Annotated in this window: 24 protein-coding genes; 17 read left to right on the top strand and 7 right to left on the bottom strand. The window is 57.4% G+C overall.

All coding sequences use genetic code 11. The features are described 5' to 3' along the window. The first annotated feature begins 74 nt into the window (after positions 1–74). The 10 genes from ydgT to ACR6AS_RS05050 all read left to right on the top strand — a co-directional run bounded on the left by ydgT (position 75) and on the right by ACR6AS_RS05050 (position 8,577). Positions 75–290 (top strand): transcription modulator YdgT, encoded by a 216-nt coding sequence (ydgT, locus tag ACR6AS_RS05095; protein WP_111140496.1) that lies wholly within the window; start codon positions 75–77, stop codon positions 288–290. A 110-nt stretch (positions 291–400) separates the two neighbouring features. Next, positions 401–844: a DUF2569 domain-containing protein gene (locus ACR6AS_RS05090; protein WP_111140492.1), complete on the top strand. Its 444-nt coding sequence runs from the start codon at positions 401–403 to the stop codon at positions 842–844. Positions 845–967: 123 nt separating this feature from the next. Continuing rightward, a complete protein-coding gene (gene rsxA, locus ACR6AS_RS05085; protein WP_434161329.1) occupies positions 968–1,549 on the top strand; it encodes an electron transport complex subunit RsxA in 582 nt (193 codons plus the stop codon). Further along, positions 1,549–2,127, top strand: a complete 579-nt coding sequence (gene rsxB / locus ACR6AS_RS05080) for an electron transport complex subunit RsxB (RefSeq protein WP_111140494.1) — start codon at positions 1,549–1,551, stop codon at positions 2,125–2,127. The genes rsxA and rsxB overlap by 1 nt, the downstream gene beginning before the upstream one ends. Then, entirely contained in the window at positions 2,120–4,651 is a 2,532-nt protein-coding gene (rsxC, locus tag ACR6AS_RS05075) for an electron transport complex subunit RsxC (RefSeq protein WP_434161327.1), read from the top strand. Before rsxB ends, rsxC begins: the two co-directional genes overlap by 8 nt. Further along, complete coding sequence (gene rsxD, locus ACR6AS_RS05070; protein ID WP_111141127.1) at positions 4,652–5,710, top strand: electron transport complex subunit RsxD; 1,059 nt, start codon at positions 4,652–4,654, stop codon at positions 5,708–5,710. A 3-nt stretch (positions 5,711–5,713) separates the two neighbouring features. Further along, the gene (gene rsxG / locus ACR6AS_RS05065) at positions 5,714–6,346 is read left to right on the top strand and encodes an electron transport complex subunit RsxG (protein ID WP_111141129.1); all 633 of its coding nucleotides are present in this window, start codon (positions 5,714–5,716) and stop codon (positions 6,344–6,346) included. After that, entirely contained in the window at positions 6,339–7,043 is a 705-nt protein-coding gene (locus ACR6AS_RS05060) for an electron transport complex subunit E (protein ID WP_111141131.1), read from the top strand. Before rsxG ends, ACR6AS_RS05060 begins: the two co-directional genes overlap by 8 nt. After that, positions 7,040–7,672 carry an endonuclease III gene (gene nth / locus ACR6AS_RS05055; protein WP_111141133.1) on the top strand — a complete coding sequence of 211 codons (633 nt, stop codon included), beginning with the start codon at positions 7,040–7,042 and terminating at the stop codon, positions 7,670–7,672. Before ACR6AS_RS05060 ends, nth begins: the two co-directional genes overlap by 4 nt. Before the next feature lie 188 nt (positions 7,673–7,860). After that, positions 7,861–8,577 carry an HPP family protein gene (locus tag ACR6AS_RS05050; RefSeq protein ID WP_111141135.1) on the top strand — a complete coding sequence of 239 codons (717 nt, stop codon included), beginning with the start codon at positions 7,861–7,863 and terminating at the stop codon, positions 8,575–8,577. An 80-nt stretch (positions 8,578–8,657) separates the two neighbouring features. Here the strand turns inward: ACR6AS_RS05050 and ACR6AS_RS05045 are convergent, their stop codons facing one another. Next, entirely contained in the window at positions 8,658–9,350 is a 693-nt protein-coding gene (locus ACR6AS_RS05045) for a CTP synthase C-terminal region-related (seleno)protein (protein ID WP_293769920.1), read from the bottom strand. A 675-nt stretch (positions 9,351–10,025) separates the two neighbouring features. Here ACR6AS_RS05045 and dtpA point away from each other — a divergent pair. Then, positions 10,026–11,507: a dipeptide/tripeptide permease DtpA gene (gene dtpA, locus ACR6AS_RS05040; protein WP_111141139.1), complete on the top strand. Its 1,482-nt coding sequence runs from the start codon at positions 10,026–10,028 to the stop codon at positions 11,505–11,507. A 158-nt stretch (positions 11,508–11,665) separates the two neighbouring features. Beyond that, positions 11,666–12,271, top strand: coding sequence for a glutathione transferase GstA (gene gstA / locus ACR6AS_RS05035; protein ID WP_111141141.1), 606 nt, complete (start codon positions 11,666–11,668; stop codon positions 12,269–12,271). 32 nt (positions 12,272–12,303) lie between these two features. Here the strand turns inward: gstA and pdxY are convergent, their stop codons facing one another. The 4 genes from pdxY to ACR6AS_RS05015 all read right to left on the bottom strand — a co-directional run bounded on the left by pdxY (position 12,304) and on the right by ACR6AS_RS05015 (position 15,630). Next, positions 12,304–13,164 (bottom strand): pyridoxal kinase PdxY, encoded by an 861-nt coding sequence (gene pdxY, locus ACR6AS_RS05030; protein ID WP_111141143.1) that lies wholly within the window; start codon positions 13,162–13,164, stop codon positions 12,304–12,306. Between the two features lie 55 nt (positions 13,165–13,219). Continuing rightward, entirely contained in the window at positions 13,220–14,494 is a 1,275-nt protein-coding gene (tyrS, locus tag ACR6AS_RS05025) for a tyrosine--tRNA ligase (protein WP_111141144.1), read from the bottom strand. 139 nt (positions 14,495–14,633) lie between these two features. After that, on the bottom strand, positions 14,634–15,290 hold the full coding sequence (gene pdxH / locus ACR6AS_RS05020) for a pyridoxamine 5'-phosphate oxidase (protein ID WP_111141145.1): 657 nt from the start codon (positions 15,288–15,290) through the stop codon (positions 14,634–14,636). A 25-nt stretch (positions 15,291–15,315) separates the two neighbouring features. Then, positions 15,316–15,630, bottom strand: a complete 315-nt coding sequence (locus ACR6AS_RS05015) for an MliC family protein (protein WP_111141146.1) — start codon at positions 15,628–15,630, stop codon at positions 15,316–15,318. A gap of 191 nt (positions 15,631–15,821) precedes the next feature. Here ACR6AS_RS05015 and ACR6AS_RS05010 point away from each other — a divergent pair, with 191 nt between their 5' ends. From ACR6AS_RS05010 to ycgZ, 5 genes are all read left to right on the top strand, one after another. Beyond that, positions 15,822–16,025 (top strand): hypothetical protein, encoded by a 204-nt coding sequence (locus ACR6AS_RS05010; RefSeq protein ID WP_111141147.1) that lies wholly within the window; start codon positions 15,822–15,824, stop codon positions 16,023–16,025. 353 nt (positions 16,026–16,378) lie between these two features. Next, positions 16,379–16,612: a YgdI/YgdR family lipoprotein gene (locus ACR6AS_RS05005; protein WP_111141161.1), complete on the top strand. Its 234-nt coding sequence runs from the start codon at positions 16,379–16,381 to the stop codon at positions 16,610–16,612. Between the two features lie 15 nt (positions 16,613–16,627). Further along, complete coding sequence (locus ACR6AS_RS05000) at positions 16,628–16,858, top strand: YgdI/YgdR family lipoprotein (RefSeq protein ID WP_003848985.1); 231 nt, start codon at positions 16,628–16,630, stop codon at positions 16,856–16,858. Between the two features lie 403 nt (positions 16,859–17,261). Then, positions 17,262–17,534 carry a hypothetical protein gene (locus ACR6AS_RS04995; RefSeq protein WP_111141148.1) on the top strand — a complete coding sequence of 91 codons (273 nt, stop codon included), beginning with the start codon at positions 17,262–17,264 and terminating at the stop codon, positions 17,532–17,534. A gap of 221 nt (positions 17,535–17,755) precedes the next feature. Further along, a complete protein-coding gene (gene ycgZ / locus ACR6AS_RS04990) occupies positions 17,756–17,995 on the top strand; it encodes a regulatory protein YcgZ (RefSeq protein WP_111141149.1) in 240 nt (79 codons plus the stop codon). 233 nt (positions 17,996–18,228) lie between these two features. Here ycgZ and ACR6AS_RS04985 read toward each other — a convergent pair whose 3' ends face one another. Then, positions 18,229–18,843, bottom strand: coding sequence for a TetR/AcrR family transcriptional regulator (locus ACR6AS_RS04985; protein WP_111141150.1), 615 nt, complete (start codon positions 18,841–18,843; stop codon positions 18,229–18,231). A gap of 197 nt (positions 18,844–19,040) precedes the next feature. Beyond that, complete coding sequence (locus tag ACR6AS_RS04980; protein WP_111141151.1) at positions 19,041–19,316, bottom strand: hypothetical protein; 276 nt, start codon at positions 19,314–19,316, stop codon at positions 19,041–19,043. Positions 19,317–19,505 lie beyond the last annotated feature (189 nt).

Genomic DNA, 19,505 nt, shown 5'->3' with positions numbered 1-19,505 from the left:
CCTGCGATCTGGACAGCTTAAGCCTGCCCCCTATACTGAGCGCTCCTTTGTTACTTCTATCTGTTATGGCAATGATGACTGCGCACGATTACCTGCTTAAATTTCGCAAAGTAAATAATTCAGACAGTCTGGAAAAACTTTTTGATCACCTGAACTACTCCCTGACGAATGATATGGACATCATTAATATGTACCGGGCTGCGGATCATCGACGCGCTGAACTTGCCTCAGGCGGACGGTTGTACGATCTGGGCTGTGTCCCAAAAACGGTGTGGCGCTACGTGGTGTGATTACTGGCTGATTTTTCGCTGTTTTACCCTCTGTTCCTGTCCGGATGGGCGCGCCTCTCTGAACATGTTATTCTGCTGCGCTTCGACTCTCCGAGACAGGAATAACTACGATGACTGAACAGGTTGCTGCGCCGCGTATTGGTGGCTTGCTTCTGCTGCCGCTGGCCTGGCTGATAATGACCCTGTTAACCACCGTTCTGGTGCTGGCGATGTATCTGACCCCCCTGTTTAACCCGGAATGGCGTGTGGCGCTCTTTTCCCACGGCAGCACGCTGCTCTCTTACTGGGCCATTTCTCTGCTCACCGCCGTCGCCGTCTGGGCGTACAGCCTCTGGATCAGCTGGCTGTTCTTCAAACGCTCGCGTCGTCTGCCGCGCCACTATCTGCTCTGGCTGCTGATTACCGTCCTGCTGGCGCTGAAAACCTTTGCCTTTACGCCGGTGGCCGATGGCCGCGCCCTCCAGACATTGCTGCTGTCACTGCTCGCCGCGGCGGTGTTTGCGCCCTATTTCAGGCGTTCTGTAAGGGTAAAAGCGACCTTTATTGCGCCCTAACGCCGTGAGTTATGTCAGGAATTTAATTCTGAGTGCGGTCTGCCGCTCTGCGGAGGGCGCGGGTGTTGAGATACGCCGCGCTATCCACGATAATAAGCCGCTTTCTGGCTCCCAGGCGAAAAAATGACCGATTATCTGCTTCTCTTTATAGGCACCGTGCTGGTGAATAACTTCGTATTAGTGAAGTTTCTCGGCCTGTGTCCTTTTATGGGCGTTTCCAAAAAACTGGAAACGGCGATTGGCATGGGCCTCGCCACGACATTTGTGATTACGCTGGCCTCCATCTGTGCCTGGCTGGTCAATCATCTGATCCTGCTGCCACTGGACCTGGTCTATCTGCGCACCATGGCCTATATCCTGGTCATCGCCGTCGTCGTGCAGTTTACTGAGATGGTGGTGCGTAAAACCAGCCCGTCGCTCTATCGCCTGCTGGGTATCTTTCTGCCGCTGATCACCACCAACTGTGCGGTGCTGGGCGTGCCCCTGCTGAGCGTTAACCTGAACCACACGTTCCTCCAGGCGGCCCTCTATGGTTTTAGTGCCTCCATTGGCTTTTCGCTGGTGATGGTGCTGTTCGCCGGTATGCGCGAGCGTCTGGTACTGGCTAATGTGCCCGCGCCGTTTAGAGGCAACTCCATCGCCCTGATTACTGCTGGTCTGATGGCGCTGGCGTTTATGGGCTTCAGCGGGCTGGTGAAATTCTGATGACCGCGATCTGGATTGCTGTTGCCGTATTAAGTGCGCTGAGCCTGGTGTTCGGTGCCCTGCTGGGTTACGCCTCACGCCGCTTCGAGGTGGAAGAAGATCCTATCGTCGAGCAGATTGATGCCATTCTGCCGCAAAGCCAGTGCGGCCAGTGCGGCTATCCGGGCTGCCGCCCCTATGCGGATGCCGTAGGCAACAACGGTGAGGCGATCAATAAATGCGCGCCAGGCGGAGAGCAGACCATGCTCAAGCTGGCTGCGCTGCTCAACGTTGAGCCGCAGCCGATTGACGGCGATGAGGCAGCGAAAGAGCCGGTACGCACCGTGGCCTTTATCGACGAAGCCAACTGTATCGGCTGCACCAAATGTATTCAGGCCTGCCCGGTGGATGCGATTGTCGGCGCTACCCGCGCCATGCACACCGTGCTGAGCGACGTCTGCACTGGCTGCGATCTCTGCGTTGCCCCCTGCCCGACCGACTGTATTGAAATGCGTCCGGTTGCCACCACGCCAGCCAACTGGAAGTGGGATTTGAATACCATTCCTGTACGGGTGATCCCGGTAGAAACTCATGCTTAATCTGTTTAACTTCCTGAAAAAAGAGAAGGTCTGGGATTTTGAGGGCGGCATTCATCCGCCCGAAATGAAAACCCAGTCTAACGGAACGCCGCTCAGCGAACTGCCTCTGCCGCACCGTTTTATTATTCCACTTAAACAGCATATCGGACACGAAGGCGAGATCTGTGTGGCTCCCGGCGACAGGGTGCTGCGCGGCCAGCCGCTGACCTTTGGCACGGGCCGTATGCTGCCCGTCCATGCGCCCACGTCCGGCGTCATTGAGGCGATCGGTCAGCATATGACCGCTCATCCCTCCGGTCTGTCAGAACTCTGCGTTTTCCTGACGCCCGATGGCGAGGATCGCTGGATGCCGCTCGATCCCCTGCCTGATTACCGGCAGCATCCGCGCGCCGACATCGTGCAGCGTATTCACGATGCGGGCGTGGCGGGCCTGGGCGGTGCGGGCTTCCCGACTGCCACTAAGCTGAAAGGCGGCCTGCGCGGCGTTAACACACTGATTATCAACGCAGCGGAGTGCGAACCCTATATCACCGCTGACGATCGCCTGATGCAGGATTACGCGGCTGAGGTGCTGGAGGGCAGCCGCATTCTTGCCTGGGTCCTGCAGGCTGAGCGGGTGTTAATCGGCATTGAGGATAATAAACCGGAAGCGATCGCCGCGCTGAAGCAGGCGCTGGGCAGCGATCGCGACCTGCAGATTCGGGTCATTCCGACCAAATATCCCTCCGGTGGTGCCAAACAGCTGACCCGCATCCTGACCGGCAAAGAAGTGCCGCACGGCGGGCGCTCGACCGATATCGGCGTGCTGATGCAGAACGTCGGCACGGCCTGGGCCGTCAAGCGCGCGATCGTCAACGGCGAACCCATCACCGAACGCGTGGTGACGCTGACCGGCGAGGCGATCGCCCAGCCGCGGAACGTCTGGAGCCGACTGGGCACACCGATCAGTCATCTGCTGCACCATGTCGGTTTTACCCCGGCACCCCGTCAGATGGTGATCATGGGCGGCCCGCTGATGGGCTTTACCCTGCCGTCGCTGGATGTGCCGGTGGTGAAGATCACCAACTGTATCCTTGCCCCATCCGCCACGGAGATGGGGAACAACGACGAAGAGCAGTCCTGCATCCGCTGTTCGGCCTGTGCGGACGCCTGCCCGGCCAAACTGCTGCCACAGCAGCTCTACTGGTACAGCCAGGGCGGCGATCACGATAAAGCCCGTGCGCACCATATCGATGACTGCATCGAATGTGGTGCCTGCGCCTATGTCTGCCCGAGTAACATTCCGCTGGTACAGTATTACCGTCAGGAAAAGGCCGAACTGCGCGCCATCGACCTGGAAGCGAAACGTACGCTGGAAGCGAAAGCACGCTTTGAAGCCCGTCAGGCACGACTGGAGCGCGAAAAACAGGCGCGCGAAGCGCGTCATGAAGAGGCGAAACAGCGGGTTGCCCGTGCCGACAACGGTGAACTGGCTGCTGCAAAAGCGCGGGTGAAAGCCCGTCAGGTGACCGAGCCGGATGAAGCCACGCTGGAAGCGCAGCGCGAGGCTCGTCATGCCCAGGCGCGTCTGCGTCAGGCAGAGGCGCAGGCTGAAACCCAGCCGGTGACCCGTCAGTCGGTCGATCCGCGTAAGGCCGCCGTTGAAGCCGCTATTGCCCGCGCAAAAGCGAAAAAAACGGCAGAGAAGCCGGCAGAAGCCGTGCCGGATGCGGCGACAGCACCGGATACCGCTGCCGATCCGCGTAAAGCCGCCGTCGAAGCCGCCATCGCCCGCGCGAAAGCGAAGAAGGCTGCGCAGGCGGAAGGCGCTGAGGCTACACCAGCCGCTGACAGCACTGCTGCACCGGAAGCCGCTGCCGATCCGCGTAAGGCCGCCGTCGAAGCCGCTATCGCCCGCGCCAGAGCGAAGAAGGCTGCGCAGGCGGAAGGCACTGAGGCGGCTCCGGCCGCTGACAGCACTGCTGCACCGGATGACGCTGCCGATCCGCGTAAGGCCGCCGTCGAAGCCGCCATCGCCCGTGCGAAAGCGAAGAAGGCTGCGCAGGCCGAGGGCGCTGAGGCTACACCAGCCGCTCACAGCACTGCTGCACCGGATGACGCTGCCGATCCGCGTAAGGCCGCCGTCGAAGCCGCTATCGCCCGCGCCAGAGCGAAGAAAGCCGCTCAGGCCGAGGGCGCTGATGCCGCACCAGCCGTTGACAGCACTTCCGCACCGGATGCCGCTCCCGACCCGCGTAAGGCCGCCATTGAAGCCGCTATCGCCCGTGCCAAAGCGAAAAAGGCTGCGCAGGCGGAAAGTGACGCGGATGCCGCCTCACGCGATGCCGCAGCCCTGGCGACCGCCGCGCATTTTGCGGTGGAAAACGCAGAACAGGCTCAGGAGCAGGCCAACAACGCGAATGCTGAACCGGAACAGGCACCTGAACTGAATCAACCCGACGATGCGCGTAAAGCTGCAATTGCTGCCGCCATCGCCCGTGCCAAAGCGCGTAAAGCGCAGTCGTCTACGACGCTTGAGGATTAAATGGCTTTTCGTATCGCAAGTTCTCCCTATACCCATAACCGCCGCAGCACCGGCAATATCATGCTGCTGGTGGTATTGGCTGCGGTGCCGGGTTTCGCTGCACAGTGTTATTTCTTTGGCTACGGCACCTTTATCCAGGTCATCCTGGCAACGCTGACCGCCTGGCTGACAGAAGCGGCCATTCTGCGACTGCGCAAAGCACCCGTTGCCTCTGCGCTGGCGGACAATTCGGCCCTGCTGACGGCCGTCCTGATCGGGATCAGCCTGCCGCCGCTGGCCCCCTGGTGGCTGGTCGTCGTCGGTACCCTGTTTGCGGTAGTGATTGCGAAACAGCTCTATGGCGGACTCGGCCAGAACCCGTTTAATCCGGCGATGGTCGGCTATGTGGTGCTGTTGATCTCCTTCCCGGTGCAGATGACCAGCTGGCTCCCGCCTGACTCACTGCAGGCCATCCGGCCCAGCCTGATGGATACGCTGAGCATGGTGTTCCACGGCCACACGCTGGCGGGTGACACCATGCAGCAGCTGCAGCTGGGCGTCGATGGCGTCAGCCAGGCCACCCCGCTTGATACCTTTAAAACCGGCCTGCGCGCCGGACACAGCGCCGGGCATCTGCTGGCGCAGCCGATCTACAGCGGTGTGCTGGCAGGTCTGGGCTGGCAGTGGGTCAACGTGGGCTATCTGGCTGGCGGCCTGTTCCTGCTGTGGAAAAAGGCGATTCGCTGGCATATTCCTGTGGCTATGCTGCTGTCGCTGGCCTGCTGTGCCGTGCTGGGCTGGCTCTTCTCTCCCGGCTCGCTCAACAGCCCGCTGATTCACCTTTTCTCAGGCGCAACCATGCTGGGGGCGTTCTTCATCGCCACCGATCCGGTGACCGCCTCGACCACGAATCGCGGGCGTCTGCTCTATGGCGCGCTGATTGGCCTGCTGGTCTGGCTGATCCGCAGCTTTGGTGGCTATCCCGATGGCGTCGCCTTTGCCGTGCTGCTGGCAAACATCTGCGTGCCGCTGATTGACTACTACACCCAGCCGCGCGTTTACGGCCATCAGAAGGATTAAGCGATGCTGGAGACGATCCGTAAAAATGGGGTAACGCTGGCGGTTTTCGCGGCGATCACCACTGCCGCCACCGCCGTGGTGAACACGGTGACGAAACCGACCGTGGAACATCAGACTCTGCTGCAGCAAAAAAACCTGCTGGATCAGGTCGTGCCCACCGATATGTATGATAACAACATTCAGCAGGATTGTTACGTTGTCACGGATAGTGCACTGGGTAACGGCGCCCCGCACCATCTTTTCGTGGCGCGTAAAGGCAACCAGCCGGTCGCAGCGGCGCTGGAGACGACCGCACCCGACGGCTATTCGGGTGCGATACAGATGCTGGTCGGCGCCGATTTTCAGGGTAAAGTGCTGGGCGTGCGGGTCATCGAGCACCATGAAACACCGGGCCTGGGTGACAAGATCGAATTGCGCATCTCCGACTGGATCAACAGTTTCAACGGAAAAGTGGTTCAGGGCCCGGCAGACAAGGCTTTTGCCGTTAAAAAAGATGGTGGCGAATTTGACCAGTTTACCGGTGCTACTATTACCCCACGCGCGGTGGTCAATGCGACGAAACGCACCGCGCTGTTGATGAAAACCCTCCCGGAGAGACTCTCTTCGTTACCGGCCTGTGGAGATGCAAATGAGTGAAGCAAAAAGTCTGCTGGTGGGCGGATTGTGGAAAAATAACTCTGCGCTGGTGCAGTTACTGGGCCTCTGCCCGCTGCTGGCGGTCACCGCCACTGCCACCAACGCATTGGGTTTAGGCCTGGCGACCACGCTGGTGCTGACCCTGACCAACAGTTTTATCTCCGCTTCCCGGCGCTGGGTGCCCTCGGAAATCCGTATCCCGATCTACGTGATGATCATCGCCTCGGTGGTGAGCTGCGTACAGATGCTGATCAACGCTTACGCCTACGGTCTCTATCAGTCGCTGGGGATCTTTATCCCGCTGATCGTCACCAACTGTATCGTGGTGGGCCGCGCGGAAGCCGTCGCCTCGAAAAGCTCGATTCCGCTGGCGGCGCTGGATGGCTTCGCCATCGGAATGGGCGCGACCTGCGCCATGGTGGTGCTTGGCTCGCTGCGTGAGATTATCGGCAGCGGCACCCTGTTTAACGGGGCCGATCAGCTGCTTGGCCCGTGGGCGAAATCGCTGCGTATTGAAGTGGTGCATTTCGATTCGCCGATGCTGCTGGCCATGCTGCCGCCGGGGGCTTTTATCGGACTCGGCATGATGCTGGCGGGTAAATACCTGATCGATCAGAAGATGAAACAGCGTGCCGCCCTGCGTGCTCAGACGACTGACAGCACTGCGCCACAGAACGCCGTCGGGAAAGCCGTGTGAATCAGACCAAACGCACTGAGATCCTTCGCCGGCTGCAGCAGAACAACCCGCATCCGACCACCGAGCTCTCTTTCAGCTCACCTTTTGAGTTGCTGATCGCGGTGCTGCTTTCGGCGCAGGCAACCGATGTCAGCGTCAACAAGGCCACCGCGAAACTCTATCCGGTGGCGAATACCCCCGCCGCGATGCTGGCGCTGGGCGTGGAGGGCGTTAAGTCCTATATCAAAACCATCGGCCTGTTTAACAGCAAAGCGGAGAATGTCATCAAAACCTGCCGCATCCTGCTTGAGCAGCACAACGGTGAGGTGCCGGAAGATCGCGCCGCGCTGGAGGCCCTGCCGGGCGTGGGCCGCAAGACCGCTAACGTGGTGCTCAATACCGCCTTTGGCTGGCCGACGATTGCCGTCGATACCCATATCTTCCGGGTCAGTAACCGGACGAAGTTTGCGCCGGGCAGAAATGTCGAAGAGGTGGAGCAGAAACTGCTGAAGGTGGTGCCTGCGGCTTACAAGGTCGACTGTCACCACTGGCTGATCCTGCACGGTCGCTATACCTGTGTGGCGCGTAAGCCCCGCTGTGGCTCATGCCTGATTGAAGATCTCTGCGAGTATCCTGAGAAAACCGAGTAACTGCACCGCTTCCTGACCCGCTTCGGCGGGTTTTTGCTTTTCTGCCCCGCCTCTGCCCCTGCCGGTTCGCCCCGGTGTCACCCCAGTCTGAAAGACAACACAGTTTATCGGGTTGTTACATGCGTGTTGATGATGGAAAATCGCCGCCCCTGATCATAAGAAAAAGTTATGCCACAGTGAGTAATGTCATGAATACACGCCCCTCTGCCGGGAAGCACGCACTGCGCCTGTTTCTGGCGCGACTCTGGCCGCATCCGCTGGCGGTGAGTAAAAAGCATATCGTTATCGCCGGACTGGGCGCCGGTACAGGACTCATGCTCACCAGCCTGCTGAGCCACTGGATGCTGGGCGAACTGAACCTGTGGTTTGTCGCGCCGGTTGGCGCTTCGGCCGTGCTGCTGTTTGGTGTACCGGCCAGCCCGCTGGCGCAGCCGTGGGCAATCGTCGGCGGTAACAGCCTCTCTGCGCTGACAGGCGTTGTCGTCTGTCAGCTCATTCCCGATCCCGCCATCGCCTGCGGCGTCGCGGCCTGCGTCGCCATACTTCTGATGTTTCAGCTTCGCTGTCTGCATCCGCCCGGTGGCGCGGTGGCACTGACCGCCATCCTGGGCGGCCCCTCGGTGCAGCAACTGGGCTATCACTTTGTGCTGACGCCTGTTCTGCTCAACTCCCTGATCCTGGCGCTGCTGGCGCTGCTGTTTAACAATCTGGCAGGCCGTCGCTATCCGCATCCGCTGGCGCCCGAAGAGGTGAAGCCAGAGCCGGTCGCGATGCCGGTTCCGCTGACGCGAGACGATCTGCATCAGGCGCTGCAGGGCGGTGAACTGCTGGATATTGATGAAGATGATTTGCAGGCGCTGCTGCTGCGTGCGGAAGAGATTGCCCAGCGCCGTCAGTTCGGCTGAAGAAGCGGCTGACAGGCTGTCAGCCGTTCTGTGACGCATCGCCATCATGTGACGGTGTCACTTAATACGATACCCCGCCCTTAGTGCTGCGCCAGCGCGGCCTGCATCCAGGCCACCACCAGCGGTGAAAGTTTTTGCTGCAGCGCCGCCCGTTCCGACTGGAACAGCGTTGCCACAAAATAGGGATGATCCAGCAACTCCACGCCGCGGACGTCACCCGCTTCATCCCAGGCCGTTGTTCGCAGCGTTTTCTCGCCCAGCGCCGCGCTGAACGCCGGGTTAACGCCAAAGTTGCAGTGATAGCCCTCATTGCTCTCCAGCGCGCCGTAGGCAGTGGCGATACGTGAGCCCGGCTCGAATCTGACCGCACCGCGCTGCTCCATCAGCGAACAGCTCAACGGCGCGATGACGCTGCGTCCGCCGGTGTCGGTTTCGGCATGGCTGGCATCCTGCCAGCCCAGAACATTACGGGCATATTCGATCACCGCATACTGAAACCCGCCACAGGAGCCCAGGAAAGGCTTACCGCTCTCCCGCGCCCAGCGGATAGCATCATAGACGCCGCTGTCATTGTGCCAGGGACTGCCCGGCACCACCCAGAGCGCGTCGCACGCTGTCAGGTCGGTCTCATCGAGTCGTTCGGTGGCGACCCAGGTGGTTTCAGCGTTGATATTCAGGCTGCGGGCAGCAAGTTCGATTGCAGGGGGGATGGCCTGATGAGCAACCGCGCTGGCGCGGTAGTCTCCCACCAGAAAGAGACGCAGGAATGACATGGGCAGATCCTTTTCAGGGAAAGCAGAAGGTTACAGGAATGTTAATCTTTTGTCATTAATTGCCTGTTTCTCGCCTGTGCGCTGGCAAAGCGGCGGAGGGTTCTGCAGCGTCGGCTGCCCGCAGATTCGGTTGCTGTCCGGACAATTTACCGTCTGCGCGTCAATTACGCGGTTTTCTGCCCAACCGGCGTGACGCAATCGGTTTCTTGTTTTGCGTGCTGAATTAAATCCTCAGAGTGTGGGATCGATCGCGCATCGTGCATTTTTTCCGCAACCCGGGCCGCATAACGGTTACTGTTTATTCAAATCGCGGGAAAAAAGGGCTGCGACTGACCGTCTGTGCTGGCGATTCTCGTTCCTGTGAACGATTCATCCACAAATCATTCTGTTAGCAGTTAATATCAATTTCATCCAGCACCGCGCCAGGATTCAGTCAGATCGCACTGACCTGCCCCTGCTCATCAAAATTAAAATCTAATCAACAGCTTATTCCACGGTTTTTAACGCTACATTATCAGCTCAGCGTGGTTGTCAGAAAATTCTTGCCCTGTCGCCCGTAATCAGCCAAATTAGTCGCCCCTTTTCCCTTCTAATAACAATCCTGCGCGTGGAAAACTCACATGACGCGGACTTAATTGCTGTCCCGAAACAGGGTATGAAAAAACTGAGGTACATGTGTCAACTGCAAACAAACACACTGATGAGGCTGTCAGTCTCAATGCGTTTAAACAGCCAAAGGCGTTTTACTTAATCTTCTCGATTGAGTTATGGGAACGTTTTGGCTTCTATGGCCTGCAGGCCATCATGGCGGTTTACCTGGTGAAGCAGCTGGGATTGTCTGAATCAGACTCAATCACCCTCTTCTCTTCATTCAGTGCGCTGGTCTATGGGCTGGTCGCCATCGGCGGCTGGTTGGGCGATAAGGTGCTGGGCACCAAGCGCGTGATCGTGCTGGGTGTGCTGGTTCTGGCGCTGGGGTATGCGCTGGTGGCCTTCTCCGGCCATAACGTCAGCATTGTCTACATAGGTATGGCGACGATCGCCGTAGGCAGCGGTCTGTTCAAGGCGAACCCCTCTTCGCTGCTCTCCACCTGCTACGAAAAAGATGACCCGCGTATCGACGGTGCCTTCACCATGTTCTATATGTCGATCAACATCGGTTCGCTCTTCTCGATGATGCTGACACCGTGGCTGGCGGCAAAATATGGCTACAGCGTCGCCTTCTCACTCTGCGTCATCGGCCTGGTCATCACCCTGTTTAACTTCCTGTTCTGCAAGCGCATGGTAAAGGATTATGGCTCTAAGCCAGACTTCGCTCCGCTGCAGGTCGGCAAACTGCTGATGACCCTGGTCGGCGTGGTCGTGCTGATCGCCCTGGCAAACTGGATGCTGCATCATCAGGCTATCGCACGTCTGGTGCTGGCGGTGATTGCGCTGGGCATCCTGCTGATCTTCGCTAAAGAAGCCTTTGCGCTGCAGGGCGCGGCGCGCCGGAAGATGATCGTGGCCTTCCTGCTGATGGTCGAAGCGATCCTGTTCTTCGTGCTCTATATGCAGATGCCAACCTCACTCAACTTCTTTGCTATCCGCAACGTTGAGCACACCATTTTCGGCATTACGTTTGCGCCCGAGCAGTTCCAGGCGCTGAACCCGTTCTGGATCATGCTGGCCAGTCCGCTGCTGGCGGCGCTCTACAATAAGCTGGGCGATAAGCTGCCGATGCCACATAAGTTTGCCCTCGGTATGGTGCTCTGCTCCGGTGCCTTCCTGGTGCTGCCGGTAGGGGCAAAATTTGCCAGCGACGCCGGTATCGTTTCTGTTAACTGGCTGATCCTGAGCTATGCGCTGCAGAGTATCGGTGAGCTGATGATCTCGGGTCTTGGCCTGGCGATGGTGGCGCAGCTGGTTCCCCAGCGTCTGATGGGCTTTATCATGGGCTCCTGGTTCCTGACCACCGCTGGCGCGGCGGTGATTGCCGGTAAAGTGGCTAACCTGATGGCGGTGCCGGAGAACGTGACCGATCCGCTGATCTCCCTGGCGACCTACAGCCGTGTGTTCCAGCAGATTGGTATCGTTACGGCGGTTATCGCCCTGCTGATGCTGATTACAGCACCGCTGCTGAACCGGATGACTCAGGACCCTGACGCGAAAAAATAGCGTACAGCCCTGATCCCCACGTCACGACTCAGCCGGGCTCTGCCCGGCTTTTTTGTGGCCGAACGCCTCCCCGCGCAGATCCCTGATCCTTATCACTGGTAATTCCAGCCTGAGTCTTTACTATGCTGTGATCCCATTGCAACAAGGAGTACATGGTCATGAAACTGTTTTGCAAAGCAGGAGCCTGCTCTCTCTCTCCCCACATTGTTATGCGCGAATGCGGGCTCGACTTCACTCAGGTGAGCGTCGACCTGGCCACCAAACTCACCGAACAGGGCGATGACTTTCGCCAGATCAATCCCAAAGGCCAGGTGCCTGCGCTGCAGTTCAGCGACGGCAGCGTACTGACCGAAGGCGTGGCGATTGTGCAGTATCTGGCGGATCTCAAGCCCGATCGCCATCTGCTGGCGCCGGTCGGCAGCCTGACCCGCTATCACACCGTGGCGTGGCTCAGCTACATCGGCAGCGAGCTGCACAAAAGCTTCGGCCCGCTGTTCCGTCCCGGCTACACCGATGAGGTGAAGGCGCAGACCCGCAGCCAGCTGGAAGCGAAGTTTCGCTATGTGGATGAGTCATTGCGTGACAGACAGTGGCTGATGGGGCTGCATTTCAGCGTGGCGGATGCCTATCTGTTTGTCGTGACGCGCTGGGCAAAGGCGCTGGGTCTGGATTTGTCTGGCCTGACGGCGCTGGAGGCCTGGTTTGAACGCGTGGCGGAACGGCCTGCGGTACAGGCGGCGCTGAAAGCGGAAGGTTTAGCCTGAGAGAACAGGGCCGGTTAACCGGCCCTGATGCATTACAGTTTTTCTGCCGCGAAGTGGTGCACCGGCGAGGCAATGGCATCCTGCGCCGCGACCAGCTGCAGCTCATACTCGCCCATCTGATGGGTTTTCAGCATCACCTCATAAACCGCCGCCGTAACGTGCTCCAGCGCATCCTGCAGTGATTTGCCGTGCAGCAGATTTACCAGCAGCAGGCCGCTGGTGAGATCGCCGACGCCGACCGGCTGACGCACACCGAAATCGACCAGCGGACGGCTGATATGCCAGGCGTCATCCGCCGTCACCAGCAGCATCTCAAAGCGATCGCTGCGGCGACCGGCGCGCGCAAGGTGCTTCACCAGCACGACGCGTGGCCCCTGGGCAATCAGTGCCCGTGCCGCCTCCACCGCCGCGTCAACATCCGTGACGGTGCGTTCGCTCAGCATCTCCAGTTCCAGCAGGTTCGGCGCAATGATGTCGCTGGCAGGCATCGCCATTTTGCAGTGAAACTCTGCCACGCCTGGTGCCACAATGCAGCCTTTCTCAGGATGGCCCATAACCGGATCGCAGAAGTACCAGGCGTTGGGATTCGCTGCCTTCACCTGGCGGACAATCTGCAGAATCTGTTCGCCCTGCTCCGCCGAGCCCAGATAACCGCTCAGCACCGCGTCACAGGTCTTCAGGCGGTCGATGTCAGCAATGCCTTTCACAATGTCGGTCAGATGCGTTGCCGGCATTACCGTGCCGGTCCAGTGGCCATATTGCGTATGGTTGGAAAACTGCACGGTATTCAGCGGCCAGACGTTGGCACCCATGCGGCGCATCGGAAACTCAGCCGCCGCGTTACCGGCATGACCAAAAACAACATGCGACTGAATCGCTAAAATATTTTTCACTTGTTTGCCCTGTCTGCCTTGCCATAAAAAAGGGCCGGAAACCGGCCCTGAAAGCTTACTGCCAGTTAATCAGGCAGTAGTGTTTCTTGCCGCGACGCAGCAGCGTATAGCGGTTGAACAGTTTGTCGCTGTCGCTGAAGCGGTACTCCGCATCAGACTGCTTTTCACCGTTCAGAGAGACGGCATTTGAGCCGATCATGGTACGCGCCTGACCACGGGATGGCACCAGCTCGGCTTTCACCAGCGCCTGCTGCAGATCGTCTTCTGCACTCAGCACGATGGTTGGCATACCATCCTGCGCCAGCTGCTCGAAGTCCGCTTCGGTCATGTCGCTGACGGAGCCGGAGAAGAGGCTGGCCGTGATACGTTTTGCCGCCGACAGGCCCGCTTCGCCATGCACCAGACGCGTTACCTGCTCTGCCAGCACATATTGAGCCCGTGGCGCGGTGCCGCTGTTTTTGTCCTCTTCTTCCAGCGCATTGATCTCTTCAATGCTCATAAAGGTGAAGAATTTCAGGAAGCGATAGACATCCGCATCGGCAGTGTTGATCCAGAACTGATAAAACTTGTACGGACTGGTTTTCTTCGCATCCAGCCAGACTGCGCCGCCTTCGGTTTTACCAAATTTGGTACCGTCAGACTTGGTGATCAGCGGAACGGTCAGGCCGAAGACCTGGTTCTGATGCAGACGACGGGTCAGATCGATACCGGAGGTGATGTTGCCCCACTGGTCAGAGCCGCCGATCTGCAGGGAAACGCCGTGGCGCTCGTTCAGGCAGGCAAAGTCATAACCCTGCAGCAGATTGTAGGAGAACTCGGTAAAGGAGATACCCTGATCGTCACGGTTCAGACGCTGCTTCACCGCTTCTTTATTGATCATCTGGTTAACGGAGAAGTGCTTGCCGATATCACGCAGGAAGGTCAGCACGTTCATGCTGCCAAACCAGTCGTAGTTGTTCGCGGCGATGGCGCTGTTGCTGCCACAATCGAAGTCGAGGAACGGGGCCACCTGCTGGCGGATCTTTTCAACCCATTCACCAACGGTTTCGCTGGTATTAAGTTTACGCTCTGCGGCTTTGAAGCTCGGGTCGCCAATCAGGCCGGTTGCGCCCCCGACCAGTGCCACCGGCTTATGACCGGCATCCTGAAAACGCTTCAGGCAGAGCAGCGGTACCAGATGGCCCAAATGCAAGCTGTCAGCAGTGGGGTCAAAGCCGCAATAGAGCGAAATTGGCCCCTGCGCCAGTTTCTCTGTTAACGCGTCTTCGTCCGTCACCTGGGCGATAAGGCCCCTCTCCTGCAATTGTTGTATCAGGTTACTGCTGGTCATTACTGACTCCAAATTGATCAGACTGCACCTATGCTGGTACACAGCTTTCCGCTGAGTTGCGGAACCAAAAAAATGAGGGCTATAGCATAAAGCGCCGACGCTCTCTGTGCCAGCGCTGATAGGGGAAAACCGTGCAGATTCAGGGTGCCAGACGGTCGATTGTCCAGCCGTCGTGGTCACGCTGATAGATGAAGCGATCGTGAAGGCGATGTTCGCCGCCCTGCCAGAACTCCATCGTATGAAATTTCACCCGGTAGCCGCCCCAGAAGCTCGGCAGCGGCACATCACCCTGCTGGAACTTCTGTTTAAGCTCAAGGAATTTTCCTTCCAGGATCCCGCGCGCCGAAATCCGGCTCGACTGCTTCGACACCCAGGCACCGATCTGACTGTCGCGCGGACGGCTGTGGAAATATTTCAGCACCTCCAGCGGTGACAGTTTTTCCACTTCGCCCAGCACCATGACCTGACGCTCCAGAAAGTGCCAGGGGAAGTGCAGGCAGATGCGCGGGTTCTGTGCCAGCTGCAGCGCTTTGCGGCTGCCGAGGTTGGTGTAAAACACCATGCCCTGGGCATCGAAATGTTTCAGCAGCACAATACGCTGCCAGGGCTGCCCCGTTTCATCCACGGTAGCCACGGTCATGGCAGTAGGATCGGGCAGTTTTGCCTCACAGGCCTGGCCCAGCCACTGTTCAAACAGCGCGAGAGGATTATCCGGCAGATCCTTACGACGCAGTCCGCCGCGGGTATATTCACGCCGCAGATGGGCAATGGTGTGTAGCGTTTCGCTGTCACTCATAATGCTCGCCTATTCAGATAAAAAGTCAGCTGGCGGGTTGCAGCTCACAATCATTGACGACAACTTTATCGTTACGTTCGATAAACGCGCCGTTACCTTTGGACCAGAAAACATAGGTGCCGTCGCTATAGCGGGCGCCGGAAGCCGATACCGTCTGCTTCAGCGTCAGCGGCTGGCCATCCATGATGAAACGGACCTCCTCCTTCGCCTCGTCCAGCGTCACGGTCAGCGGCAGCGTTCCGCAACGATAGTGCAGGGTCTGTGCTGCCGGTGGCTGTTTGTGCATCAGGCTACAGCCCGACAGCAGCAGCACCGCAGCGACAGTTAATCCTTTCAACATAAGCGGGTCTCCTTCACGAGTGAAGCTGGCATTATAAGAAGGATTCAGCGCGAAGTAAGTGAGAATTGACGCCAATCGGGCTGATGGGATCGGCCAGCATGAATTATTCCGCATTTTCAGGTGGTTGTCCGAATGCACAGCCACTATTCTCAGGCTACGCTCTATACATCTTAAGCAAGGGGGAAAGAGAGATGAAATTTGATAACGAAGATGCCTTTAAGCTGGCCGTGGCGTTTATGAACCATAAAGAGAATGCCACTGTCGCCAGCAGCTACTTTAAAACCTTTATCGACACCTACCAGAAATTTGACCGCTGGCTGAGCGCATCCGACCCGGTCAGCGCGATGAAAGCGGAAAAAGCGGCCGCCAGAGCGGGCGAAGACTCTCTGCTCTGATGCGATTGCCCGGGCCGACGCCCGTCGTTTCCGGGCAGCCTGCGGACCGTGCGGAGACGGCCTCTTATCCGGCGGCGACGCCAGCCCGCCGCCGGAACAGGCCTTTGGGGCGATCGGTTTATTTTCCATCTTTGCGCTTTCGTCTATTCCGGCACGCTGCCCTGCCCGCAGCGCCCTTGTTAATCGCATACAGGTTTGCAATAAATGCGGTTTTCTTTTGTTACGCCTGCTAATTTCCACTGCAGACACTATTTTTGTTTAAAAAACCGCCACCGAAGCGTGACGGGATCAGCAAACCCGATAAAGCCGTCTATGCTGTAAATGTCTGGATAGAATTCACGGAGTTGAAAAAAATGAAAATGAAATCCCTGTCAGCTATTGCTTTGCTGGTTCTTTCTTTAGGTACGCTGGCGGGTTGCGCCTCGAATCAATCGATTAAGACCACTGACGGCCGCACGATTGTTACTGATGGAAAACCCCAGATTGATTCAGATACGGGGCTGGTTTCTTATCGCGATGCTCAGACCGGAAAAACCGAGCAAATTAATCGCAATGAGATTAGTAATATGAGTGAACTCGACAACTAATATAAGGTGAATAAGATGAAAAAAGCGCTGATTCTGCCTCTCGCCGCGTTGATCGGTATGACCGTATTAACCGGCTGCACCCGTACCAGTTATGCGATTCAGACCAATGATGGCCGGACCATCATCAGTGATGGCAAGCCTTCTGAGTCTGATGCTGGCCTGCTGGCCTACACCGATGCCAACGGTGTTAAGCAACAGATTAATAAAGCAGATGTTAAAGCCGTTTCTGAAGTTCCCCACAAATAAACACGCTGCTGTCGTCTGACGAACAAAGCCGCCCTCGGGCGGCTTTATTTTTGCCTGCAATTGCGGCGAATCGCGCACAGCGCAGATTTCATCAGGCCGCCCTTTTCATCCGGCGTCTCTGTCGCCTGCTGCGCTTAATTTGACAAAAGTAAAGAATCCCCACTTTTTGCTTATCTGAATTTCAGGCTACCTTCTTTTTTTTAACCAGCATAATTGTTCAGCTTTTGTCAGCCAGCCAATCAGCGTTTGATTTTATGCTGTGCTATTAGCTGTTTATCGTTACGCTTAAAGGTTCCCTTTATTTTTCAGCTATCCAGCTCTCCCTGCGCAATTTTACAGGGCTTTTAGTCCTGCGCTTCGTTAACTAAACTATCCGTATCGCTATTTAATCAGGAGGTAGCAGATGATTTATCACGAAAAACAGGTCGGCCATATTATTCTTGGGGAAGCCACCATTAATCTGGCTTTTGAAGAGCAGGAAATTACTCTGGCGTCGCTGATTCGGCAGCTGGGTGTCATGGCGGAGAACGAACAGAGCGATGAGCGCGTTGCGCAGATTGCCGACGCACGAAACTGGTTAAAAAGTTTTGTTGAAGCCTCTTCGCGTGACCGTGCTGAACTTAACTGGCTGGTCGAAACCGGTCAGGCACCCGCCTTCCTCAAAGATTATCGTTAACGTTTCGCGGGTCAGGCAGCCGTTGATATCCGGGTGCTCGCCCGGCTTCTGACGCGCCTGCGTCACGTTTCGCTTGCCGATTTTGCCGTTTTGCTGACCCGGCAGGCGGATATGAATAAAAATCATCCTGACATCGCTGAAATAACTGTACAGACCAATGTTTTTTGTATAACTTCGCGCCTGACTGAACGTTTTTACATCACCTCTCAGGAAAAAAATTCATGTACCCGAACCAGAGACTGCCGCGGACGGCAGACGATATTGCCCGTTATTTTAATGCGGCAAGCCTGCCTTCACAGCAAGAGACGCTGGGACAGGTGGTGGTTGAAATTCTGCATGCCGGACTGAATGTGAATCGCAAATCGATCTGCACCAAACTTCTGCTTCGGCTTGAAACCGCGTCGACAGAAGAGGAAGAGCGCCATTATCGCACGCTTATCAGCCTGCTGTTCGGGCGTTAAGCGACCGCTTTTCTGCTCTGCCGGCTCCGTTTTTCGTCACCAGCCTCACATCATTTTGCGTGGACTACCTCATGCGGCCTGACGGGTCATCAGCCTGCAGGCGGATCAGGCTGATCGGAAGCATTTCGACCTGTTGTAAGGCACGGATGCGGTGTGGAAGCTGGCGAAGAAGCCCGTTGCGAAAGTGACGGGCCGCAGATCATGGCGCGCTATTCTGCCTGAGCGCAGCATGATTATCCCAGTACTTTCAGTGCCAGTGCCAGTGTCTCCTGCTCATTCGTGACATCACTGACCTTACCTGCCACCCGCATACCAAAGGCGATGCAGAGGATCAGACCGGCTGCCGCTTCCCTGTCCAGTGTGTTATCGATGGAACCATCTTTCTGACCCAGCGCCAGCAGCGTGACCAGGAAGCGCTGGTTACGCTGAACTACATCGTTGATACGCTGTGCCAGTTCCGCATCCAGGGTCTGCAGCGCAATCGCGCTGGAAACGACGAGGCAGCCGCACCGTCCTTCTGTCGCACGAGCGGAGTCCAGATAAAACTGCAAGAGTTCAGTAACTTTTTCCCGCCCGCTGACGCAGGGTGCCAGACGACGATGCAGATCGGCGTTGCGCAGCGCCAGGTAGCGCTCGAACACCAGCAGGAATAGCGAACGTTTATCTTTAAAGGCTTTGTAGATGCTGCCTGCGGAGAGGTTCATCGCCTCACCCAGATCGGTTATCGAGGCCGCGTGATACCCTTTTTGCCGGAAAACGGTCATGGCGTGATCCAGAGCCTGTTCAATATCGAACTCTCTGGGACGTCCTCGCTCTCTGTTTTTATGCGCTGTGGCTGTCGTGATCATCGTTACCGGTCTGAGATCGTGCATTCCTGTCAAAATCGACAGCGATTCTATCTCAGGCATGGGCAACAAGTATAGATGGTCAGCGCGACAGCACGTCATCTGCCGCCGACGCGCCACAGGCCGCACTGCCTGCAAGACCCCTGTCAGCCGGTGCTGAGCGACGCCCGGCACCATCAGAGGCGAAGGCCAGACACTGCTTATTCAGATAATAACGATATCTTTACGCACGCTTTGTCCTCTTGCAGGGCGCGCTGAGCGGCATTGAATTTCATCAGCCAGAAGGTGAACTGCTTAATTAACAGGCTGGCATGATTTTCATCCTCCGCCTGGCATAAAAAAAGCCGGGTTTTTACCGTACTGCTATCGTCAATCGCGTAGATCTCATGGTCATTGTGATGGCGGGACAGGATAATCGTAGTAAAAGAGATAGCGGGCCATTGCTTTATTCTGGCTTCAAATTGCGTGAAATTCATTATATCTGCCTGGTCATGAACCTTAACAACCCGATGAAAAACCACTCATCGGACCAGGAGAAGCATAACCTCTGGCGCTATTCCGCGCGTGATAAAAAAAGCTTTTAGCGGACATGGCTACGTCAGCAACAGAGGAGGCCGGACACGCACCGGCCTAACTGCCGCCACCGGCAAATCCGCTATCCGTGT

The sequence above is a fragment of the Pantoea phosphatilytica genome (assembly GCF_051025615.1).
GTDB lineage: Bacteria > Pseudomonadota > Gammaproteobacteria > Enterobacterales > Enterobacteriaceae > Pantoea.
The sequence above is the reverse complement of the archived record's forward strand: the minus strand, read 5'-3'. Positions and strand labels throughout refer to the sequence as shown.

Bases quoted from the DNA above. Each gene is read 5' to 3' on its own strand.
- ydgT (WP_111140496.1), top strand. From the start codon at position 75: ATGACTGCGCACGATTACCTGCTTAAATTTCGCAAAGTAAATAATTCA.
- ACR6AS_RS05090 (WP_111140492.1), top strand. From the start codon at position 401: ATGACTGAACAGGTTGCTGCGCCGCGTATTGGTGGCTTGCTTCTGCTG.
- rsxA (WP_434161329.1), top strand. From the start codon at position 968: ATGACCGATTATCTGCTTCTCTTTATAGGCACCGTGCTGGTGAATAAC.
- rsxB (WP_111140494.1), top strand. From the start codon at position 1,549: ATGACCGCGATCTGGATTGCTGTTGCCGTATTAAGTGCGCTGAGCCTG.
- rsxC (WP_434161327.1), top strand. From the start codon at position 2,120: ATGCTTAATCTGTTTAACTTCCTGAAAAAAGAGAAGGTCTGGGATTTT.
- rsxD (WP_111141127.1), top strand. From the start codon at position 4,652: ATGGCTTTTCGTATCGCAAGTTCTCCCTATACCCATAACCGCCGCAGC.
- rsxG (WP_111141129.1), top strand. From the start codon at position 5,714: ATGCTGGAGACGATCCGTAAAAATGGGGTAACGCTGGCGGTTTTCGCG.
- ACR6AS_RS05060 (WP_111141131.1), top strand. From the start codon at position 6,339: ATGAGTGAAGCAAAAAGTCTGCTGGTGGGCGGATTGTGGAAAAATAAC.
- ACR6AS_RS05050 (WP_111141135.1), top strand. From the start codon at position 7,861: ATGAATACACGCCCCTCTGCCGGGAAGCACGCACTGCGCCTGTTTCTG.
- ACR6AS_RS05045 (WP_293769920.1), bottom strand. From the start codon at position 9,350: ATGTCATTCCTGCGTCTCTTTCTGGTGGGAGACTACCGCGCCAGCGCG.
- gstA (WP_111141141.1), top strand. From the start codon at position 11,666: ATGAAACTGTTTTGCAAAGCAGGAGCCTGCTCTCTCTCTCCCCACATT.
- tyrS (WP_111141144.1), bottom strand. From the start codon at position 14,494: ATGACCAGCAGTAACCTGATACAACAATTGCAGGAGAGGGGCCTTATC.
- pdxH (WP_111141145.1), bottom strand. From the start codon at position 15,290: ATGAGTGACAGCGAAACGCTACACACCATTGCCCATCTGCGGCGTGAA.
- ACR6AS_RS05015 (WP_111141146.1), bottom strand. From the start codon at position 15,630: ATGTTGAAAGGATTAACTGTCGCTGCGGTGCTGCTGCTGTCGGGCTGT.
- ACR6AS_RS05010 (WP_111141147.1), top strand. From the start codon at position 15,822: ATGAAATTTGATAACGAAGATGCCTTTAAGCTGGCCGTGGCGTTTATG.
- ACR6AS_RS05005 (WP_111141161.1), top strand. From the start codon at position 16,379: ATGAAAATGAAATCCCTGTCAGCTATTGCTTTGCTGGTTCTTTCTTTA.
- ACR6AS_RS05000 (WP_003848985.1), top strand. From the start codon at position 16,628: ATGAAAAAAGCGCTGATTCTGCCTCTCGCCGCGTTGATCGGTATGACC.
- ACR6AS_RS04995 (WP_111141148.1), top strand. From the start codon at position 17,262: ATGATTTATCACGAAAAACAGGTCGGCCATATTATTCTTGGGGAAGCC.
- ycgZ (WP_111141149.1), top strand. From the start codon at position 17,756: ATGTACCCGAACCAGAGACTGCCGCGGACGGCAGACGATATTGCCCGT.
- ACR6AS_RS04985 (WP_111141150.1), bottom strand. From the start codon at position 18,843: ATGATCACGACAGCCACAGCGCATAAAAACAGAGAGCGAGGACGTCCC.
- ACR6AS_RS04980 (WP_111141151.1), bottom strand. From the start codon at position 19,316: ATGAATTTCACGCAATTTGAAGCCAGAATAAAGCAATGGCCCGCTATC.